Origin of the sequence: uncultured Zoogloea sp. (assembly GCF_937894855.1) — a bacterium.
GTDB lineage: Bacteria > Pseudomonadota > Gammaproteobacteria > Burkholderiales > Rhodocyclaceae > Zoogloea > Zoogloea oryzae.
Genome location: NZ_CALAYQ010000050.1, coordinates 16,625 through 32,925, shown reverse-complemented (window position 1 = coordinate 32,925; position 16,301 = coordinate 16,625). Strand labels below are relative to the sequence as shown.

19 protein-coding genes are annotated in these 16,301 nt (G+C 68.2%); 10 read left to right on the top strand and 9 right to left on the bottom strand.

Annotated features, from left to right (window positions below; genetic code table 11):
• Window positions 1-10: 10 nt before the first annotated feature.
• The 3 genes from Q0672_RS07050 to Q0672_RS07040 form a co-directional block, all read right to left on the bottom strand.
• Entirely contained in the window at window positions 11-2,161 is a 2,151-nt protein-coding gene (locus Q0672_RS07050; protein ID WP_298621106.1) for a cytochrome c, read from the bottom strand.
• A gap of 15 nt (window positions 2,162-2,176) precedes the next feature.
• The gene (locus Q0672_RS07045) at window positions 2,177-2,557 is read right to left on the bottom strand and encodes a hypothetical protein (RefSeq protein ID WP_298621104.1); all 381 of its coding nucleotides are present in this window, start codon (window positions 2,555-2,557) and stop codon (window positions 2,177-2,179) included.
• Window positions 2,558-2,730: 173 nt separating this feature from the next.
• On the bottom strand, window positions 2,731-3,633 hold the full coding sequence (locus Q0672_RS07040; RefSeq protein ID WP_298621101.1) for a LysR family transcriptional regulator: 903 nt from the start codon (window positions 3,631-3,633) through the stop codon (window positions 2,731-2,733).
• Between the two features lie 118 nt (window positions 3,634-3,751).
• Here Q0672_RS07040 and Q0672_RS07035 point away from each other — a divergent pair, with 118 nt between their 5' ends.
• The 6 genes from Q0672_RS07035 (at window position 3,752) to Q0672_RS07010 (ending at window position 8,207) form a co-directional block, all read left to right on the top strand.
• Entirely contained in the window at window positions 3,752-4,564 is an 813-nt protein-coding gene (locus Q0672_RS07035; protein ID WP_298621098.1) for a class III extradiol ring-cleavage dioxygenase, read from the top strand.
• Between the two features lie 5 nt (window positions 4,565-4,569).
• Entirely contained in the window at window positions 4,570-5,109 is a 540-nt protein-coding gene (locus tag Q0672_RS07030) for a cytochrome b (protein ID WP_298621096.1), read from the top strand.
• A gap of 27 nt (window positions 5,110-5,136) precedes the next feature.
• Window positions 5,137-5,709 carry a YceI family protein gene (locus Q0672_RS07025; RefSeq protein ID WP_298621093.1) on the top strand — a complete coding sequence of 191 codons (573 nt, stop codon included), beginning with the start codon at window positions 5,137-5,139 and terminating at the stop codon, window positions 5,707-5,709.
• Window positions 5,710-5,746: 37 nt separating this feature from the next.
• The gene (locus Q0672_RS07020; protein WP_298621091.1) at window positions 5,747-6,316 is read left to right on the top strand and encodes a YceI family protein; all 570 of its coding nucleotides are present in this window, start codon (window positions 5,747-5,749) and stop codon (window positions 6,314-6,316) included.
• Between the two features lie 107 nt (window positions 6,317-6,423).
• Entirely contained in the window at window positions 6,424-7,449 is a 1,026-nt protein-coding gene (locus Q0672_RS07015; protein WP_298621089.1) for a hypothetical protein, read from the top strand.
• Window positions 7,449-8,207 (top strand): hypothetical protein, encoded by a 759-nt coding sequence (locus tag Q0672_RS07010; RefSeq protein WP_298621087.1) that lies wholly within the window; start codon window positions 7,449-7,451, stop codon window positions 8,205-8,207. The genes Q0672_RS07015 and Q0672_RS07010 overlap by 1 nt, the downstream gene beginning before the upstream one ends.
• Before the next feature lie 58 nt (window positions 8,208-8,265).
• Here Q0672_RS07010 and Q0672_RS07005 read toward each other — a convergent pair whose 3' ends face one another.
• Entirely contained in the window at window positions 8,266-9,894 is a 1,629-nt protein-coding gene (locus tag Q0672_RS07005) for a L,D-transpeptidase family protein (protein ID WP_298621084.1), read from the bottom strand.
• A 119-nt stretch (window positions 9,895-10,013) separates the two neighbouring features.
• Window positions 10,014-11,219, bottom strand: coding sequence for a YbfB/YjiJ family MFS transporter (locus Q0672_RS07000; protein WP_298621081.1), 1,206 nt, complete (start codon window positions 11,217-11,219; stop codon window positions 10,014-10,016).
• Window positions 11,220-11,370: 151 nt separating this feature from the next.
• On the opposite strand from Q0672_RS07000, the gene Q0672_RS06995 reads away from it, so the two are divergent.
• Complete coding sequence (locus Q0672_RS06995) at window positions 11,371-12,288, top strand: LysR substrate-binding domain-containing protein (protein ID WP_298621078.1); 918 nt, start codon at window positions 11,371-11,373, stop codon at window positions 12,286-12,288.
• Window positions 12,289-12,294: 6 nt separating this feature from the next.
• Here Q0672_RS06995 and aroQ read toward each other — a convergent pair whose 3' ends face one another.
• Genes aroQ through Q0672_RS06980 form a run of 3 tightly spaced genes read right to left on the bottom strand, consistent with a single transcriptional unit; the run spans window position 12,295 to window position 13,959 of the window.
• Window positions 12,295-12,732, bottom strand: coding sequence for a type II 3-dehydroquinate dehydratase (aroQ, locus tag Q0672_RS06990; protein ID WP_153162420.1), 438 nt, complete (start codon window positions 12,730-12,732; stop codon window positions 12,295-12,297).
• A 46-nt stretch (window positions 12,733-12,778) separates the two neighbouring features.
• On the bottom strand, window positions 12,779-13,207 hold the full coding sequence (locus Q0672_RS06985; RefSeq protein WP_298621075.1) for a universal stress protein: 429 nt from the start codon (window positions 13,205-13,207) through the stop codon (window positions 12,779-12,781).
• Window positions 13,204-13,959, bottom strand: coding sequence for a TerC family protein (locus Q0672_RS06980; protein ID WP_298621072.1), 756 nt, complete (start codon window positions 13,957-13,959; stop codon window positions 13,204-13,206). Before Q0672_RS06980 ends, Q0672_RS06985 begins: the two co-directional genes overlap by 4 nt.
• A gap of 180 nt (window positions 13,960-14,139) precedes the next feature.
• Here Q0672_RS06980 and Q0672_RS06975 point away from each other — a divergent pair, with 180 nt between their 5' ends.
• Window positions 14,140-14,388: a hypothetical protein gene (locus tag Q0672_RS06975; RefSeq protein WP_298621069.1), complete on the top strand. Its 249-nt coding sequence runs from the start codon at window positions 14,140-14,142 to the stop codon at window positions 14,386-14,388.
• A gap of 9 nt (window positions 14,389-14,397) precedes the next feature.
• Here the strand turns inward: Q0672_RS06975 and Q0672_RS06970 are convergent, their stop codons facing one another.
• Window positions 14,398-14,760 (bottom strand): Crp/Fnr family transcriptional regulator, encoded by a 363-nt coding sequence (locus Q0672_RS06970; RefSeq protein ID WP_298621067.1) that lies wholly within the window; start codon window positions 14,758-14,760, stop codon window positions 14,398-14,400.
• A gap of 270 nt (window positions 14,761-15,030) precedes the next feature.
• Here Q0672_RS06970 and Q0672_RS06965 point away from each other — a divergent pair, with 270 nt between their 5' ends.
• Complete coding sequence (locus Q0672_RS06965; protein ID WP_153162424.1) at window positions 15,031-15,450, top strand: CBS domain-containing protein; 420 nt, start codon at window positions 15,031-15,033, stop codon at window positions 15,448-15,450.
• Between the two features lie 129 nt (window positions 15,451-15,579).
• Window positions 15,580-16,182, top strand: coding sequence for a hypothetical protein (locus Q0672_RS06960; RefSeq protein WP_298621063.1), 603 nt, complete (start codon window positions 15,580-15,582; stop codon window positions 16,180-16,182).
• Window positions 16,183-16,301 lie beyond the last annotated feature (119 nt).

Sequence of the window (16,301 nt, the reverse complement as noted above, 5' to 3'; positions counted from 1 at the left end):
GCGGCTCTCCCTACAGAGTGGCGAGGAAGGCGGTGACGGCCTTCTTGTCGGCCTCGGACAGATCCTCGCCGAAGCGGTGACCCTCGTTTTCCACCAGCTGGTCGCAGCTCTGGTAGTTGGCAGCGATGAAGTCGTGGTGCTGGCGCAGAACGTCGACAAAGCGCGAGGGGTTCTTCAGCACCTCGTCGGCAATCGCCTGCAGGGTCGGCACCAGAGCCTTCTTGCCGGCGGCTTCGAGCCGGGCCGGGTCGCGCTTGGCGAGGAACAGATCGCCGACCAGCTGCTTGTGCTGCAGGCCGTTGAGATAACCGGCGCTGGTGCCCATCGGGATCTTCACCTGCCCGAAGCCATGCAGCGGCTTCTCGACCTTGCCCTCCAGCGGACGGATGCCCATGTCGATGAGCAGGTCGGCGTTGGTCAAAGTGATCTTGCGGCCGCGGGACGTGGGGTGAAGGAGTTCGGCCATCGAGCGCTTGTAGAGCTCGAAGCGGCCTTCGACGCTCGGGTCGTAACGCACGCAATCCGGCTGGCTGGCCAGCAGGGCGTTGTTCTCGCCGGCATAGCGGGCGCGGTGGAAGTCGTTCTCCTTGTTGGCCGGCTTGCCGCACACCTCGGGGCCGATGGCGTTGTTGTGCATGAAGGGCGCGGTGGCCCACACGTTCACCAGCGACACGTTGCGGTAGTAGCCGCGGCCGCCGTTCTTCATGGCGTCCGCCTCGGGGATGTCGGCCACCACCGGGCGGGCGCGCAGGGTCTCGTTGCCGTATTCCATGTAGAGGTGGCCGGCCATGTGGTTGGAGTGCAGCGCGCGGCAGCGGAAGGTGCCCACCTCGGTGACCGGCGTGGCCTGGTCGTTGCCGAGGAAATCCGCCCTCACCTTGCGCGGGTGGGCATCGTTGGGCGCGGCAAAGTCACGGCTCTTGAAGGGGCCGCCTTCGGCTTCGGAGATGCTCGAATGGCAGCGCGCGCAGTTCTCGGCAAACACTTCCTGACCGCGGGCCACCGCGCCCTTGCCGAATTCCTTGTCCAGATCGGCGATCAGCTCGGCGCGCCCGTAGCTGCCGGCAGCGCCCTTGGCCTTGCGGGCGTTGGCGCGGGCGACGTACAGGTCAGTCTCATCGGATTCGGCGGAGGCGAAGAAGTCGAGGAGGTTCTGCAGGCGATCCTCCACCGCCCGGAAATTCGGGCAGTCGCGGCGGCACTGGCCGACGTTGAACGGCGTCTGGCCGAAGCCGCGCTGCTCCGGGTCCACCTGGCGCATGTCGGTGAAGTGATTGACCCAGCACTGCTCGGAGCACGAGCCGATGTTGAAATACACCCGCTGGATCGCCTCGTGGGCGCCGGTGGAATCCTCGCCGCCTTTCAGGATGTGGTGGATGCCCGGCAGATTGACCTTGGTGCCGCCCAGCAGAACCGGCGTCACGTCGTCGCTACGGGTCGAGAACTGCCAGCACTTGCCCTGGCGGTTCGGCTCGCACCAGCACCTGGCCTCGTCCTTCTCGGCGCCGCAGTCGGCCACCTTGCGCCACTTGCTCACCGATTCGCCCTTGAACACCGGGCGCTGGGCCACGTTGATGAGCGCGTTGATGGTGCCGGGGTTGTTCACCTGGTCGTGGGAGATCGCCGAGGTGTCGGTCACGCCAGGGCGGGCGTGGGCGAACATCTGCCATTCCAGCGCCGACTTGGGCATGCCGGAACCCAGCAGCTCCGACATCCGGGTGTACTGGTTGCCCACCAGGCCCTTGATGTTCTCCCACTTGGGGTGGGCCGGGTCGGCCGGCGGGTTGAGGGGGTCGAAGGCGATGTGGCACGAGCCGCAGCTGGTGCCGATGAGGAAGGGCGGCTCGATGGAGCCGTCGGCCAGCTTGCTCACCCGGCTGTCGGATTCGACGCCGGTGCGCGCATCCAGCTTGCTGTCGAAGCCGGCCCAGCTGGCGGTGCCGCCGTTGAGGGCCTTCCACTTTTCGGGGTCGAAGCGCGGGTTGGGAAACTTGCGGATGCCCAGCGCGCCGGTGGAGGTGCCGAAGCGCAGGTCGCACGCCGAGTGGCGCTGGTCGAGCTTGCCGCCCTGGCTGTGGGGGTCGTCCGGGTCGAGGGCAGCGTCCTTCAGGCCACAGGCTGGGTCGATGTAACCCGGCTTGCCCACGTATTTGAGGAGCACGTCGTCGCCGGGGCACTAGTCGAGGCCGAAGGTTTCGTCGGGCGTTTTGGCCGGGCAGTTGGCGTCGCCGGGCTTGCAGCAGGACGGATCGTTGATGATGCCCCAGGCCCAGAAGCGATCGTCGCGCTGGTCGGTGCGGAGCACCCGGTACCAATCCACCAGCACGCCCACGCGCTGCTGGAAGGTGTAGGTGTGGAAGCGCTCGTTGCCGCCGGTGGCCTTGAACCAGATCAGCCGGCCCACGCATTCGGATTCGTTGAGCCCTTCCCGCGCGCAGGCTTCAAAGTAGGGCTGATTCTGGTCCTGCACGCCGGTTTCGGGCACCTGGGCGTGGGGCGGCGCGGGCTGCACCGCGGGCGTGTTCTGGGCCAGCGCCGCCAGATAGGTGCGTTTCATGGTTGCATCCCCTTCCGAAGATTGCAGCCCGGCACCTATCCCCGCCGCCTGGGAATCAAGGTTCCGTCGGTCGGTCGCGGGGCTCTCTGTCGGGGCCGGTCATGATGGTGTTATAGCAAAGATCATGACCGTCGCAACGCAACATGCCCTAAGGTCAACCCGCCCGATGAATTTCACAGTTGATCCCACGCCGGCACCGGGCCGAGGCGTTCGGCCAGGTAGTCGGCCAGCGCCCGCACCCGGGTGGGCAGGTAGCGGTTGCTCGGGAACACCGCGTTGATGCCCACCTCGGGGCCCGGGTAGTTGTGCAGGATCACCTGCAGCCGGCCCGCCTTCACCGCCGGCGCGGCGATGAAGCTCGGCTGACGGCACACGCCCAGCCCCCGCTCGCAGGCATCCAGCAAGGCCTCACCGTTGTTGGACTGGAGGCGGCTCTTCACCGGCACCCACACCGTCTCGTCGCCCACCCGGAAGGGCCAGCTCGACCGGGGCGTACCGGTGTAACCCAGGCAGTGATGCCGGCCCAGGTCTTCGGGGCGCACCGGCAGGCCATGGCGGGCGAGGTAATCCGGCGAGGCCAGGGTGAGCATCCGCGACGAGCTGAGGCGCCGCGCCACCAGGGTCTGGTCGAGCTGGCCGGTGATGCGTACCGCCATGTCGATGCCGCTCTCGATGAGATTCACCTGGCGGTCGTTGTAATCCACGTCCAGCGTCACGTCGGGGTACAGATCGACGAAATCCGCCACCAGCGGCGCCAGATGCCGCACCCCGAAGCTCACCGGCACGCTGATCCGGATCGGCCCCCGAGGCGCCCGTCCGCCCCCCGACAGATCGCCCTCGGCGGCGCCAACAAGGCCAAGGATCTCGCGGCAGCGCTCCAGGTACACCTCGCCCTCGGCGGTGAGCTTGAGGCTGCGGGTGCTGCGGGCGATCAGCTTGACGCCCAGATGGGCCTCGAGCCCGGTGATCTGGCGCGTCACCATCGACCGCGCGAGGCCCAGATGCTCGGCCACCGCGGTAAAGCTGCCCGTCTCGGCCACCCGGACGAAGACGTCCATTGCGTTCAGTCGGTCCATTGTTTCAAATTCAGCAACAAAGATGTCTCGATTAAAGGCTATTTTTGAACGAATCAAAAGCCTAAAGTTCGTCTGCATCAATGCAGGCAGTCGATGAACTGCCGTCAGGAGCCCCCAGATGAGCCGACACCCTGTTCTCTTCGTTTCCCACGGCGCACCCGACGTGCTGCTCAACGCCAGCGCCACCGTGGCCGCGTGGGCGCAGCTCGGCGCCGAACTGCCCCGGCCGAAGGCGATCCTGGTGATATCCGCCCACTGGGCCGCGCGGGAGCCGACCGTCAGCACCGCCGCCACCCCGGACACCATCCATGATTTCGGCGGTTTTCCGCCGGCGCTCTACGCGATGAACTACCCGGCCCCCGGTGCGCCGCAGCTGGCCGCCCGGGTGCGCGAACTCCTCGCCGCCGCCAGCCTGCCCAACGCCCAGGTGCCCGACCGCGGCCTCGACCACGGCGCGTGGATTCCCCTCAAGGCCATGTACCCGGCGGCCGACGTGCCGGTGGTGCAGTTGGCGCTCCAGCCCTTCGCCGGGCCAGACTGGCACCGGCGCATCGGCGCGGCGCTGCGCCCCCTGCGGGACGAAGGCGTGCTGATCCTCGCCTCCGGCGCGGTCACCCACAACTTCGGCTGGCTCACCTGGGGCACCAACAGCGCCCCGCTGGCCAACTCGGTGGCCTTTGCCGACTGGGTGGGCGACGCCCTCGAACGGGACGACCGCCCGGCCCTGCTCGACTACCGCCGCCTCGCCCCCTATGGAGCCGAGGCCCACCCCAGCGAGGAGCACCTGCTGCCCCTGTTCGCCGCCCTGGGCGCCGCCAATCCCGGCGAAAAACCGCTGCGCCTGGAACCCGAAACCACCTATGGCGGTCTGGCCATGGACGCCTATCTCTGGCAGGACGCCAGCCCCGCCCCCTTCACTCCGGAACACTGACCCGAATGAACACCGCAACCCAACGCTACTCCGGCCCCGCCATCGCCGCCCACTGGATCATCGCGCTCTTGATCCTCGCTGCCTGGCCGCTCGGCGCCTACATGCACGAACTGCCCCTGTCGCCCACCAAGCTCAAGCTCTACTCGTATCACAAGTGGATCGGCATCACCGTGCTGCTGCTCTTCGTGCCGCGCATCCTGTGGCGGATCACCCACCGCCCGCCCGCCGCGCTGCCGATGCCCGCCTGGCAGCACAGGATCGCCGAAGGCACCCATCACCTGCTCTATCTGCTGATGGTGCTGGTGCCCCTGTCGGGCTGGCTGATGAGCTCGGCCAAGGGTTTTCAGACGGTGTATTTCGGCGTGCTGCCGCTGCCCGATCTGGTGGCCAAGAGCGAGGAACTCGGCGACCTGCTGAAGGAGGTCCACGAAGCCCTCAACTTCGGCCTGCTGCTGCTCGTCGGCCTGCACGTGGCGGGCGCCCTCAAGCACCACGTCATCGACCGCGACGCCACCCTGCGCCGCATGCTGCCCTTCGGCAAATAACGAATCTCGAATCTCCAGGAGAACACCATGAACATCCGCCTCATCGCCCTGCCCGTCGCCGTGCTGCTCGCCACCGGCGCCGCCCAGGCCGCCGAATTCAACCAGGTGGACGCCGCCAAGAGCACCCTCGCCTTCAGCTCCAAGCAGATGGGTGTGCCGGTGCCCGGCTCGTTCAAGCGCTTCACCAGCCAGATCAGCTTCGATCCCGCCAAGCCCACCGCGGCCCACACCACCCTCGAGATCGACCTCGCCAGCATCGACGCCGGCTCGAAGGACGCCAACGACGAGGTGGTCGGCAAGCAGTGGTTCAACGTGAAGGCCTTCCCCACCGCGAAGTTCGTATCCACCGGCGTGCGCGCCCTGGGCGGCAACAAGTACGAAGCGCTGGGCAAGATAACCATCAAGGGTCAGACCCGCGACGTGGTTGCCCCCTTCACCTTCAAGCAGGAAGGCGCCAGCGGCGTGTTCGACGGCGGCTTCGTGCTCAAGCGCATGGATTTCGGCATCGGCGAAGGCCCGTGGGCCGATGTGTCCGCCGTCGCCAACGAGATCGACATCAAGTTCCACGTCGTGGCCAATGCAGCCCCGACGAAGAAGTAAGCCCCAACCCCAACTCAAGACCTAAAAGGAAAACAGCATGAAGAAGCTCACCGCCCTGGCCCTTGCCGCCGCCGCGATCTCCACCTCGGCCCTGGCCGCCCCGGAAACCTACGTGATCGACGGCAGCCACACCCTGCCGCGCTTCGAATACAACCACATGGGCTACTCTCAGCAGCTGTCGCGCTTTGACAAGACCACCGGCAGCGTCACCATCGACCGCGCCGCCAAGACCGGCTCGGTGGACGTGACCATCGACACCACCTCGGTGAGCACCGGTTACGCGCTGTTCAACCAGCACATCCAGGGCGAGGACTTCCTCGCCACCGAGAAGTACCCCACCGCCACCTACAAGTCCACCAAGGTCGTCTTCGATGGCGACAAGGTGGCCTCCGTCGAAGGCAACCTGACCCTCAAGGGCATCACCAAGCCGGTGACCCTGACCGTCGTCTCCTTCCAGTGCATGCCGCACCCGATGGTGAAGAAGGACGCCTGTGGCGCCACCGCCACCGCCAAGGTCAAGCGCACCGACTTCAACATGGGCAAGTACGCCCCCTACGTGGGCGACGAAGTGACCATCACCCTGCCGATCGAAGCGATCAAGCAGTAAGCCTGCCCGGCGCCGCGCGACCTCCTGCGCGGCGCCTTCCGCCTTCCGCCACACGCGTTCTGCGTGGATAATCGTCTGCAGCACAGAGACATAAGGAGGGTGTATCCATGGCATCGAACGCGACGCACACTCGCGCGGAGAAGATCAACTTCTCTCGCACAGACGACCTGCGCAATTTCTGCGCAGCGCCCGGGTACACCGGCCAGCGCACCCCCGGCGTCAGCGCCCCGCTCGGCTATCTCGACACCTACGGCAGCACGCTCGACCAGGATTTCGGGCTCGACCTTCCCGTTTTCGCGGCGCTGCTGCCGCAGCTCGCCCAGACCGACCCCGACGGCACCGCCGTACTGCTCGCCGCGACCTTTCCGCCAGAGCAATCCCTCCCGCCGGCCGCCGCCGACCGCTGGCTCGATAAAATGCTGAAATCGCTGCAGGACACCCTTATCGGCGGCGGCAACATCGGTGGCAACCTCAGCGCCAGCGTCGAGGCCGGCCTTCGCGCCGCGTGGCGCAAGCAGGCCGCTGCCGGCTTCAAGACGCTGCTCGCCGGCGACGCGCCGAGCATCCGTGTCAGCCCCTACATCACCATCACCGCCTCGCGGATCGGCAAGGGCGGCGAGTTGCGCAAGGGCGCGCGGCTCGTCGTGCACGTCAAGGGCCTGCCAACCACCGTCCTGCAGAAGCTGGAGCAGCCCTTCGTCGTCAAACCCAGCGGCAGCACGGCCACGGTACGGATCGGCGCGCGCGACATGCAGCGCATCGAGGAGGCCGCCACCTCGGTCGCCGGCGCGCGTGCCCAGGCTTCCCGGGTCCTGCGCTACGCCAGCTACGGCAAGGGCAGCGTGCTGGCCTTCGGCCCGAGCGCCGCCATCGATCTTTACGACAGCTACACTGCGCCATCCGGCGCCGGCTTCGCCACTGATTTCGCGGTTCGCTCGGCCAAGAGCCAGAGCGGCAATGCCCTCGGCTTCGGCGCCGGACTGGCCGCAGGTGCAGCCGTCACCGCAATTGGCATCACCGGCGCGCCGGTGATCCTCGTCGGGCTCGGCGTCGGCATCGTCGTTCAGGCGGCGTGGGGCTATTTCGGCGGCGACGACGCCAGCGCCAACCTCATCAAGGGATGGCTCGACTGATGCTGAATCCACCGTCACGCGTCGGCCAGCTTTACGCCGCGCTTTGGAGCAGCCCGCTGCTGTCGGCCCTGCTGTGGGGATGCTGGGCGGCGCTGCGCTTTGACGAACGCGGCTGGGCGTGGGGCATTGCCGGCGCGGCGGCGCTGCTTTCAGCCGCATGGTTCGGATATGTCGCGGTGTGGTCGCGATTTGGCTCGGCCCATAACCTGTGGGCGCCTTGGGCGCTCTCCGCCATCATGCTGTGGCCAGCCAGCCAGGCGCTGGCGCCGGCCTTCCTGGACGTGACAGGCGCGCAGATCGCGGGCATTGACCTCTTCACCCTCGCGCTTCACGCCGGCAGCCTGATCACCGCAGCGCTGTGGCATGCGCGCTTCGCCCCACTGCCCGCCGCCGACGCGCAAGCAAAGCATCTCGACTGGCCGGGAACGCGGATCAACCTGCGCCAGCGCACGCTGTCGGCACAGCATGGCGAATCGTCCGGCCTGCCCGGCGCGCTGGCCGCCGGCGTAGGATCGGTGCTGCTGTACGGCTGGCTCAAGACCCGTTTCGATCTGCCCGAGCGCATCGCCATCGCGGTGATTGCAATGAACGCGGTGTCGTTCTTTGTGTATTTCGGAGCGCTGGGCCAGATCCTCGGCCAAGGCTTGCGCCTGCACCAACTTGAAAGCCGATTTCCCGGCCGGCTCTTTAGCCACGAAGCCCTTCCCCAACTGGAAGCCGCCCGCCGTGACAGTTGGCCAGCCCGTCTGTTCCGTTAGAGTCACGGGGAAGCGCACGGCCAGCCGGCACACCCTGCAATCCGCTGCAACTGACGACTCAGCGCCGCGCCGACCGCATCACGCCCGTGGTCTTGGTCGCAATACCCACCCCCCGCGTCTTCTCCGCGGCGCGGGGCAGCGGCCCCGCCACCTTGCGCAGCGCCTCGTCCAGCTGGGCGTCGTGCCCGTAGATGTCGGGGAAGAAATACACCTTGCCCCCCTTCGCCACCGCCGTGCGGTAGGTGATCACCACCGGCAGCGGCTCCTTCAGCCGCAGCGTCGCCGACTTGCCCCGCTCCATCGCCTCGCGGATGCGCGTCTCGCTCCAGTCAGGCTGATCCTGCAGCACGAACTTCGCCAGCTCCACCGGCGCCTCGACCCGGATGCAACCGTGGCTGAGATCCCGCCGCGCCCGCGCGAACAGCTGGGTGGACGGCGTGTGGTGCAGATAGATGTTGTCGTTGTTGGGAAACACGAACTTGATGTCGCCCAGCGCGTTCTTCGGCCCCGGCCGTTGGCGGATGCGCATCTGGCCGCGCATCACCGCCTCCAGGTTCTCGTCCGACAGCGTGGTGAGCACCCGCCCGTCTCCCGCCACAAACTCGAAGCCCTGATCGGTGAAATGCGCCGGATCACGCCGCAGCCGGGGCACCAGCTCGGCCTGGGCGATGGACGGCGGCACGTTCCAGTAGGGGCTGAACTCGATGAAGCGCATGTCCTCGGCGAACAGCGGCGTGCGGGTGTCGAGGGATTTGCCGACGATCACCTTCATCTGCAGCCTGGCCTTGGGCTGGCCGTCCTCCTGGGCGTAGGCCCGCAGGGCAAACTCCGGCACATTCACGACGATCATCCGCGCGGCCCGCTGCTGGGGCGTCCAGCGCAGGCGCTCGAGGTTCACGCCGATCTGACGCACCCGCTCCGCCGGGCTCACCGCCAGCTGGGCCAGGGTGTCGCGGCCGATCACCCCATCGGCGAGCAGGCCATGCCGGGCCTGGAAGGCCTTCACGCCGTCCACCACAGGGCCATCGTAGCGGGCGCCAACCGGGGCCACGGGCATGTCGCCCAGGGCCGCCAGTCGCGCGGCCAGCAGGGGCACGCCGGGCCACGGCTGGCCGGGCTCCAGCTTGCGGCCGGCAAGCGCGGGGAGCGGCGTCTTCCAGGCCTTGCTGCGGGCCGGGTCGTCGGCCAGTTCGCGGTAGCGCCGCAGGGCATCGCGCAGGCTGGTGTAGGGCAGCTGGGCCGGAGCGGCGTCGGTCACCACATCAGCCAGCCGGTTGACGGCCAGCGCCGCGCGCAGGGTGGCGGCCGGGTCGAAGCGGTCGAGGCTGGCGGAGCCGCCGTTGTCCCGCACGGCCTTGGGCGGCACGCGCCCGAAGTGCAGGTCGGAAAGAAAGCGCTGCAGCGCGTTGGTCAGCGCGCCGTCGAGGGAAGCGAGATCGGCCTCGGGCAGGCTGCTGCCGCCCTCCAGCGCGGTGAGCACCTGACGCAGGCCGCCGGCATCGTAGTCGTCGGCATCGAGCCCGTCGTCGGGCGCCTTGAGGAGGAGATCGACCGCCGTCCAGGCGGTGTTGCGGGGCCGGCCGGCGTCAAACCACTGCAGCCCTGCCTCGCCATTGGCGGCACAGGCCAGGCCGGACACCGCCATCAGGGCGGCCAGCAGCCCCTGCCGGATGCGCAGCGGGCGCATCTGCAGAGGCCGGAAGAGAGACACAAACATCGCGGGATGAAACTTTCATGTGTTCGAGGCGCGACAGGTTACCCCGAGCGCCCCCGCAATGCACGGCACCGCGACGCTCCGCCACAAACCTAGGCCGTGCGCGGGGTGCCCGCCGGTGCCGCGCCGCCCGCCCGCTCCACCAGCCACAGCACGCCGAACAGCAGCGTGCCCACCACCATCACGCCAGAGGCCAGGTAGAAGCCCGCCGCGTAGCTGCCCTGCTGGCCCGCCAGCAGGCCGGTGATGGCCGGCGCACCGATCTGCGCCACGCCGTAGGCGGCGGTGAGCTTGCTCATCAGCTTGGCCGGGCGGGTCGGGTAGAAGCGCCCGGCCATCGCCATCACCAGGCTCACGATGCCGGCAAAGGTGCCGCCGAACAGCACCGCGCCAGCCAGCGCCGCCAGCAGCCCGTCGCCGATCACCGGCAGCAGGATGCCGAAGGCCTGCAGGCCGCTCGCCAAGGTGAGCGCCTGCAACTGGCCGATCCGCCGGGCGATCAGATCCCACACGATGCAGGCTGGCGCCGCCGCCACGCCCGCCACCAGAAACACCAGCGCGCCCTTGCCGGCCATGCCCGGCAGGCTGCCCACCTGGGCCACCATGAAGGTCGCGCTCACCACGAAGCCCGCGCCGGCGCAGAAGTAGGCGAGCATCATCAGCAGCAGGAAGACACGGCCGGGCGGCTTGTCCTGCATGTGGGCGCCGCTGCCGGCGAGCGGGGTCACGTCGGGCCGCGGCAGCCAGCGCCAGGCGGGCACCGCCACCAGCGCGCCCAGCGCGGCCAAGGCGAACCACTGGGTACGCCAGTCGAGCCACAGGCTCAACAGCGCCACCACCGCCGACACCCCGGCGATGCCGAGGCCGATGCCCGAGAAATGGATGCCCAGTTCGCTGCGATGCCGGTTGCGCATGAGCCAGTTCATGATGAGCCCGGAGCCCAGCAGCATGCCGCCGGCGGTGGACAGCCCCGCCGCAAAGCGCGACACCGCCCACACCAGCTCGCTGGTCGATAAGCCCATCAGCACCGTGCTCGCCACTGCCAGCACCATGCTGGCCCGGTACAGGCGATCCTTCAGGGCAAGGCTGCTGATGGTCATCGCCAGCAGCGCACCCGACAGATAGCCCGCATAGTTGATCGCCGCCAGCCAGCCGCCAGCGGCCACGCCCAGGCCGGCCTGCTCGCGCATCAGGGGCAGCAGCGGGGTGTAGGAAAAGCGGGCGATGCCCAGGAACAACAGGAGGCCGAGGATGCCGGCCGTGAGGACTTTCAGCCGCTGGCGGTCTTCGTCGTTCATGAATGTGTCTCCGGTAAGGCTGGGGGCGCGGCAGCGCATGCGCCGGGTGCATGCGTTCCTACGCCGGGAACGCACCGTTTCAGCTTGATTATTGTCGGCGGAAGGCATACAAGCAAACGCTGAATCTTCATCCAACGAATGCGAAATCCGCATGCAGAACCCGATCCGACAGCTCACTTGCCTCGCCCCGCTGCAGGGCTTCGAGGCCACCGCCCGCCACCTGAGCTTCACCCTCGCCGCCGCCGAGCTGTGCCTCACCCAGTCGGCCATCAGCCGTCAGGTGCAGACTTTGGAAGAACAGCTGGGCGTGCCGCTGTTCGTACGCGGCCATCGCAAGCTCACCCTCACCCCCGCCGGCGAGGCGATGCTGGGGAGCGTGCAGGAGGTGTTCCGCACCCTCTCGCGCACCGTCGAGTCGATCCGCGTCGGGCAGCGCCGGCCGGTGACGCTGTCCACCACCATCGGCATCGCGGCCCTGTGGCTGGTGCCGCGCCTGTCACGCTTCCTGGCCGAGCACCCGGAGATCGACGTGCGCATCTCGGCCAACAACCGGCTGGTGGACATCCAGCGCGAAGGCATCGACCTGGCCCTGCGCTACGTGATGGCCGACCCGCCGCCGCCGGCCAGCCATCTGCTGTTCGGGGAAGACATCTTTCCGGTGGCGACGGCCGAGGTGCTGGGCGAGCTGGCGGAGCGTCCGGCCCGGGCGGAGGACATCGCCCGGCTCACCCTTCTCAACTACGATGATTCGACCCCCGAGCCGTGGCTGGAGTGGTCGATCTGGCTGAAGAAGCTGGATCTGGCCGACGTGCAACCCAAGGCGGTGCTGCACTTCAACCACTACGACCAGCTGATCGCCGCCGCGGTGGCTGGCCAGGGCGTGGCCCTGGGGCGCAGCGTGCTGCTGGCCGAGCACCTCGCCAGCAGGCGCCTGGTGCCGATGGCCTGCGGCTACCGGCATGTATCGCAGCGGGCGTATTTTCTGGTCGCCGCCTCGGGCGATCCGCGGCCCGAGGTGCGACTGCTGTCCGACTGGCTGCGGGTCGAGGCCTTCGCCAGCCAGCGCTGAGAGGGATCAGCCGATCAGATTGACCGCCGCCCGCAGGCCCAGCAGGTAACTATCAGGCCCGAAGCCGCAGATCTGCCCCTTGGCGATCTCGGCCAGCACCGACTGGTGGCGGAAGGCCTCGCGGGCGTGGATGTTGGACATGTGCACCTCGACGATGGGCGCCTTGAGGATCGCCAGCGCATCGCGCAGGCCGTAGCTGTAGTGGGTCCACGCCCCGGCGTTGATGACCACCGCCGCCACGCCCTCTTCGAAGGCCCGGTGGATGCGCTCCACCATCTCGCCCTCGTGGTTGGTCTGGAAGCACTCCACCTGCACGCCCAGCTCGGCGCCCAGCGCCACCACCGCGGCGTCGATCTCGGCCAGCGTGGCCGTGCCGTACTGGGCCGGGTCGCGCTTGCCGAACATGTTGAGGTTGATGCCGTTGAGCACGAGGATGGTCTTCACTTGAACTGTCCTTTTAACGCTGAGATTGCCGGCGCCGGCCGGCGTGTCATTTGACCAGGGTGACCGGGATGCCGGCGAGCCGGGAGACCTCCCGCGCCACCGAACCGAGGAGCATCGCCGCCACCGCGCCGCGGCCGTGGCTGCCCATCACGATCTCGTCGATGGCCTGCTCGCTGGCAAAGCGGACGATGGCCGCCGCCGGCTGATCGTCCACCACCACGTGGGGGACCGGCGCAAGGCCGGCGGCCTCCAGCACCGCGCGGGCCTCGGCCAGGGCCTTGAGGCCTTCATCGCGATGAAAGTCGCGCAGGGCCTCGTGGTTCACGAATTGCCCCACGTCCTGGCTAACCGGCCGCTGGATGTTGATGAGGTGGATCTCGGGCGCCATCAGGCCCGCGTCGATCCGCGCAAGCAGCGCGTCGGCCACGCGGCACGACACCGGAGAGCCATCGATGGGCAGCAGGATGCGGGTCATGGCTTTCCTTTCGCGGCGGGCTCGCCGGCAGCGGCCTCGCCCAGATCGAGTTCGAGGGTTTCGCGTTCGACTTCGGTGGCCCGGGCGGCGAGCAGCCGGCCCACCAGCACCACCAGCACCGCGCCGGCCACCGGCAGCACCCGGTGCAGCCACGGAGCGTGGGCGTCGATCCACGGGCCGAGCATCAGGTCGGTGACCAGCATCTCGCCGGCCACGAAACCCAGCAGCGCAGCGCCGCCCGTCACCACGATCGGGAAGCGCTCCATCAGCTTCATCAGGAAGGTGCTGGAGAACACCACCAGCGGAATCGACAGGCCAAGGCCGAAGATCAGCAGCGCCAGATTGCCCTTCGACGCCCCAGCGATCGCCACCACGTTGTCCATGCTCATCACCAGATCGGCCAGCATGATCGTCTTGATCGCCGCCGCCATGCCCGACACCACCGGGCCGCCTTCGCCGTCGCTCTCGTCCTCGGGCACCAGCAGCTGCACCGCGATCCACAGGAGCAACAGCGCACCGGCCGCCTTGAGCAGCGGCAGTCGCAGCAGCTCGGCTGCCACGATGGTCAGGGTGACGCGCATCGCCACCGCCGCCGTGCTGCCCCACATCACCGCGCGCTTGCGGTCGACGGGGTTGAGGCCGCGGGCCGCCAGCGCGATCACCACCGCGTTGTCGCCCGACAGCACGATATCAATGCCCACGATCTGGATCAGGGCGATCCAGAAGGCGTGGTCGAACACCATTCCCTGCATGATTCCATGTCCCCGGGCCGGACACGCGCCCGCTACGCTGCCCGACAGGCCGCCGGGCACAAAGATGGAATTGTAGAGGCGAAGCGCGCACCACGCGCTTTCGCAATGCGCCAACCGCAGCCGGGCGGCGCCGGTGCTATGCTTTTCTACAATTGCGAACCGTTCTCAGCGAGGCCCGCCATGAACAACGCCTTCCCCCTCAAGCCCGACTGGCTGTGCGAGAAACCCGGCGTCTACGACACCGGCACCGGCGCCATCCGCAGCATCGAGGACAACCCGGGCTTCCCCGGCATCCAGCGCGTCACGGTGCAGAGCTACTGTGGCCGCGAAGAAGACAACTGCCGCTACTTCCGCCTCACCACCGATCCCCGGCGGCGTTTCGCCACTCTCGAAGCCGCCCTCGCGGCCCGCCCGGTGCGGCTCACCTGAAGCCGGCCGTCAGGCACTCAGGGCAAAGTCGGCGCGGCGCAAGCGCTCGCTCAAGGTGCGCATCACCTGCAGCGCAAATTCGGGCACCTGACGGACCAGCTCGTTGAAGCGACGGACATTGATCTCCACAAACTCGCAATCGTCACTAGCGGTGACCGTCGCCGAGCGGGGGCCCGGCGAGACGATGGACATCTCGCCCACGATGGCGCCGGGCGTGAGGATCTCAAGCTCGCGCCCGCCGATGGCAACCGACGCCTGCCCGAGGATCAGCACATACATCGCGGCCCCCGGCGCCCCCTCCCGGAACAGCACCGCCCCGCGGGGAACACGAACGATTTCGGGGGCTTTGGAGAAGAGTTCGAAGAAGACCATGGTGGCACGCTCCCTGGCAGGTACTGCGGGTCGTTGGAGAGGAGGTGGACTCGCCTCACCCGACGCAAAAAGCCCGCCACCGGCAGACTGCGGAGCCGGACGGTCGGGCTTCAGGAAGGCAAGAATCCACATGATGACAAGCCTAATTCAGGCACGTGACAACCTGTTTACAGGCAGGCAGCAACTGTCTTCAACTTGTAACCTGCCCCCCGTGCCGAAGCACTAAAGTAAGAGAAATGCGGCCTCTTCCTGTCCTGTGCGGAGCACATCATGACGAATCGCAGCCTGCAGTACATCGTCAAGAATCAGGACCCATTGACGCTCGGGTCGGCGGTGAGCGTCCAGCGAGCCTGCCAGTGCATGTGGGATCGCCACGTCGGCGCCGTGATGGTCGTTGACGACGGGCGTCTGGCCGGCATCTTCACCGGACGCGACGCCGTCCACGCCCTCGCCCGGGGCTTTGATCCGGAGCGCACGCCCCTGTCCCAGGCGATGACCCCGAACCCCGACACCATCGCGCCCGACGCCACCGCCATCGACGCCCTGCGGCGAATGCACGACTGCGGCTACCGGCACATGCCCATCGTGGATGGGCAGCGCGTCGTGGGCATTGTGTCCCGTGGCGATTTCCAGGGCCTCGAGCTCGATCTGCTCGAGGGTGAGACGAACCTCTGGGAACGCATCTGCTGAGGTCCGTCTCCGCGGCCCCGGGCCACCCCGCCCGGCGTTGATCGAACCGCCCTGCGCCCACCCACGCGGGCGCGGGGCGACGCGCGTCCCATCGGCGCATGGCCGCGCCCACTCTGCCGGAACCCGCCTGTGCCAACCCTCGCACGTCCCCATGCCCGCCCCATGCTGCCGTGGCGCCTCCCGCTGCACATCCCGGTGGCGGTGCTGTTCTCGCTGCTGATCCTTGGCGTCGGCACGGCCATCACCCTGTACCACTTCAGCGAAACCCGACGTCTCCTGGACGCCGCCAACGACCAGCTCTTCCAGGGCATCACCGCCGAGGTCGAGCGCACCCTCGGCGATGCCGACCGGGCGGTGAAGCGCAGCTTCGTCCTCCTCACCGGCTCGCCCCTGGCCGAGGCCACCACCTTTGCCGAGCGGCTGCGCTTCCTGCCCGAACTCACCGGCTTTCTCGACGCCGACCCGGTGATCGACTCGGTGATGATCGGCTACGGCGATGGCGACTTCCTGCTGGTGCGCCGGGTGGACGACGACCGCAGCCCTTGGGAGGTGGTGGACGTGAGCCGCGAGGGCGATGTGGACGAGGAGCCGGTCGCCATCGTGTCGCGCTTCGACGCCGCCCTGCGGCTGGTGGACGCCAGCACCCAGCCGAGCGCCCTTTACGAGCCCCGGCTGTCAAGCTGGTACCGGCTTGCCGCGACGAGCGACAGCCTGATCGTCACTCCACCGTAAATCCTGCCCCAGACCCGGCAGACCGGCATCACCTTCGCGCGTCGCAGTGGCGCCGAGGTCTTCGCCGTCAACGTCGGGCTGCACAACCTGTCGCAACTGCTGGCCCGCCCGGCCACGCC

Excerpts from the sequence above, each read along its gene's own strand:
- Q0672_RS07045 (WP_298621104.1), bottom strand. The coding sequence starts at position 2,557 with ATGAAACGCACCTATCTGGCGGCGCTGGCCCAGAACACGCCCGCGGTG.
- Q0672_RS07040 (WP_298621101.1), bottom strand. The coding sequence starts at position 3,633 with ATGGACCGACTGAACGCAATGGACGTCTTCGTCCGGGTGGCCGAGACG.
- Q0672_RS07035 (WP_298621098.1), top strand. The coding sequence starts at position 3,752 with ATGAGCCGACACCCTGTTCTCTTCGTTTCCCACGGCGCACCCGACGTG.
- Q0672_RS07030 (WP_298621096.1), top strand. The coding sequence starts at position 4,570 with ATGAACACCGCAACCCAACGCTACTCCGGCCCCGCCATCGCCGCCCAC.
- Q0672_RS07025 (WP_298621093.1), top strand. The coding sequence starts at position 5,137 with ATGAACATCCGCCTCATCGCCCTGCCCGTCGCCGTGCTGCTCGCCACC.
- Q0672_RS07020 (WP_298621091.1), top strand. The coding sequence starts at position 5,747 with ATGAAGAAGCTCACCGCCCTGGCCCTTGCCGCCGCCGCGATCTCCACC.
- Q0672_RS07015 (WP_298621089.1), top strand. The coding sequence starts at position 6,424 with ATGGCATCGAACGCGACGCACACTCGCGCGGAGAAGATCAACTTCTCT.
- Q0672_RS07010 (WP_298621087.1), top strand. The coding sequence starts at position 7,449 with ATGCTGAATCCACCGTCACGCGTCGGCCAGCTTTACGCCGCGCTTTGG.
- Q0672_RS07005 (WP_298621084.1), bottom strand. The coding sequence starts at position 9,894 with ATGCGCCCGCTGCGCATCCGGCAGGGGCTGCTGGCCGCCCTGATGGCG.
- Q0672_RS07000 (WP_298621081.1), bottom strand. The coding sequence starts at position 11,219 with ATGAACGACGAAGACCGCCAGCGGCTGAAAGTCCTCACGGCCGGCATC.
- Q0672_RS06995 (WP_298621078.1), top strand. The coding sequence starts at position 11,371 with ATGCAGAACCCGATCCGACAGCTCACTTGCCTCGCCCCGCTGCAGGGC.
- Q0672_RS06985 (WP_298621075.1), bottom strand. The coding sequence starts at position 13,207 with ATGACCCGCATCCTGCTGCCCATCGATGGCTCTCCGGTGTCGTGCCGC.
- Q0672_RS06980 (WP_298621072.1), bottom strand. The coding sequence starts at position 13,959 with ATGCAGGGAATGGTGTTCGACCACGCCTTCTGGATCGCCCTGATCCAG.
- Q0672_RS06975 (WP_298621069.1), top strand. The coding sequence starts at position 14,140 with ATGAACAACGCCTTCCCCCTCAAGCCCGACTGGCTGTGCGAGAAACCC.
- Q0672_RS06970 (WP_298621067.1), bottom strand. The coding sequence starts at position 14,760 with ATGGTCTTCTTCGAACTCTTCTCCAAAGCCCCCGAAATCGTTCGTGTT.
- Q0672_RS06965 (WP_153162424.1), top strand. The coding sequence starts at position 15,031 with ATGACGAATCGCAGCCTGCAGTACATCGTCAAGAATCAGGACCCATTG.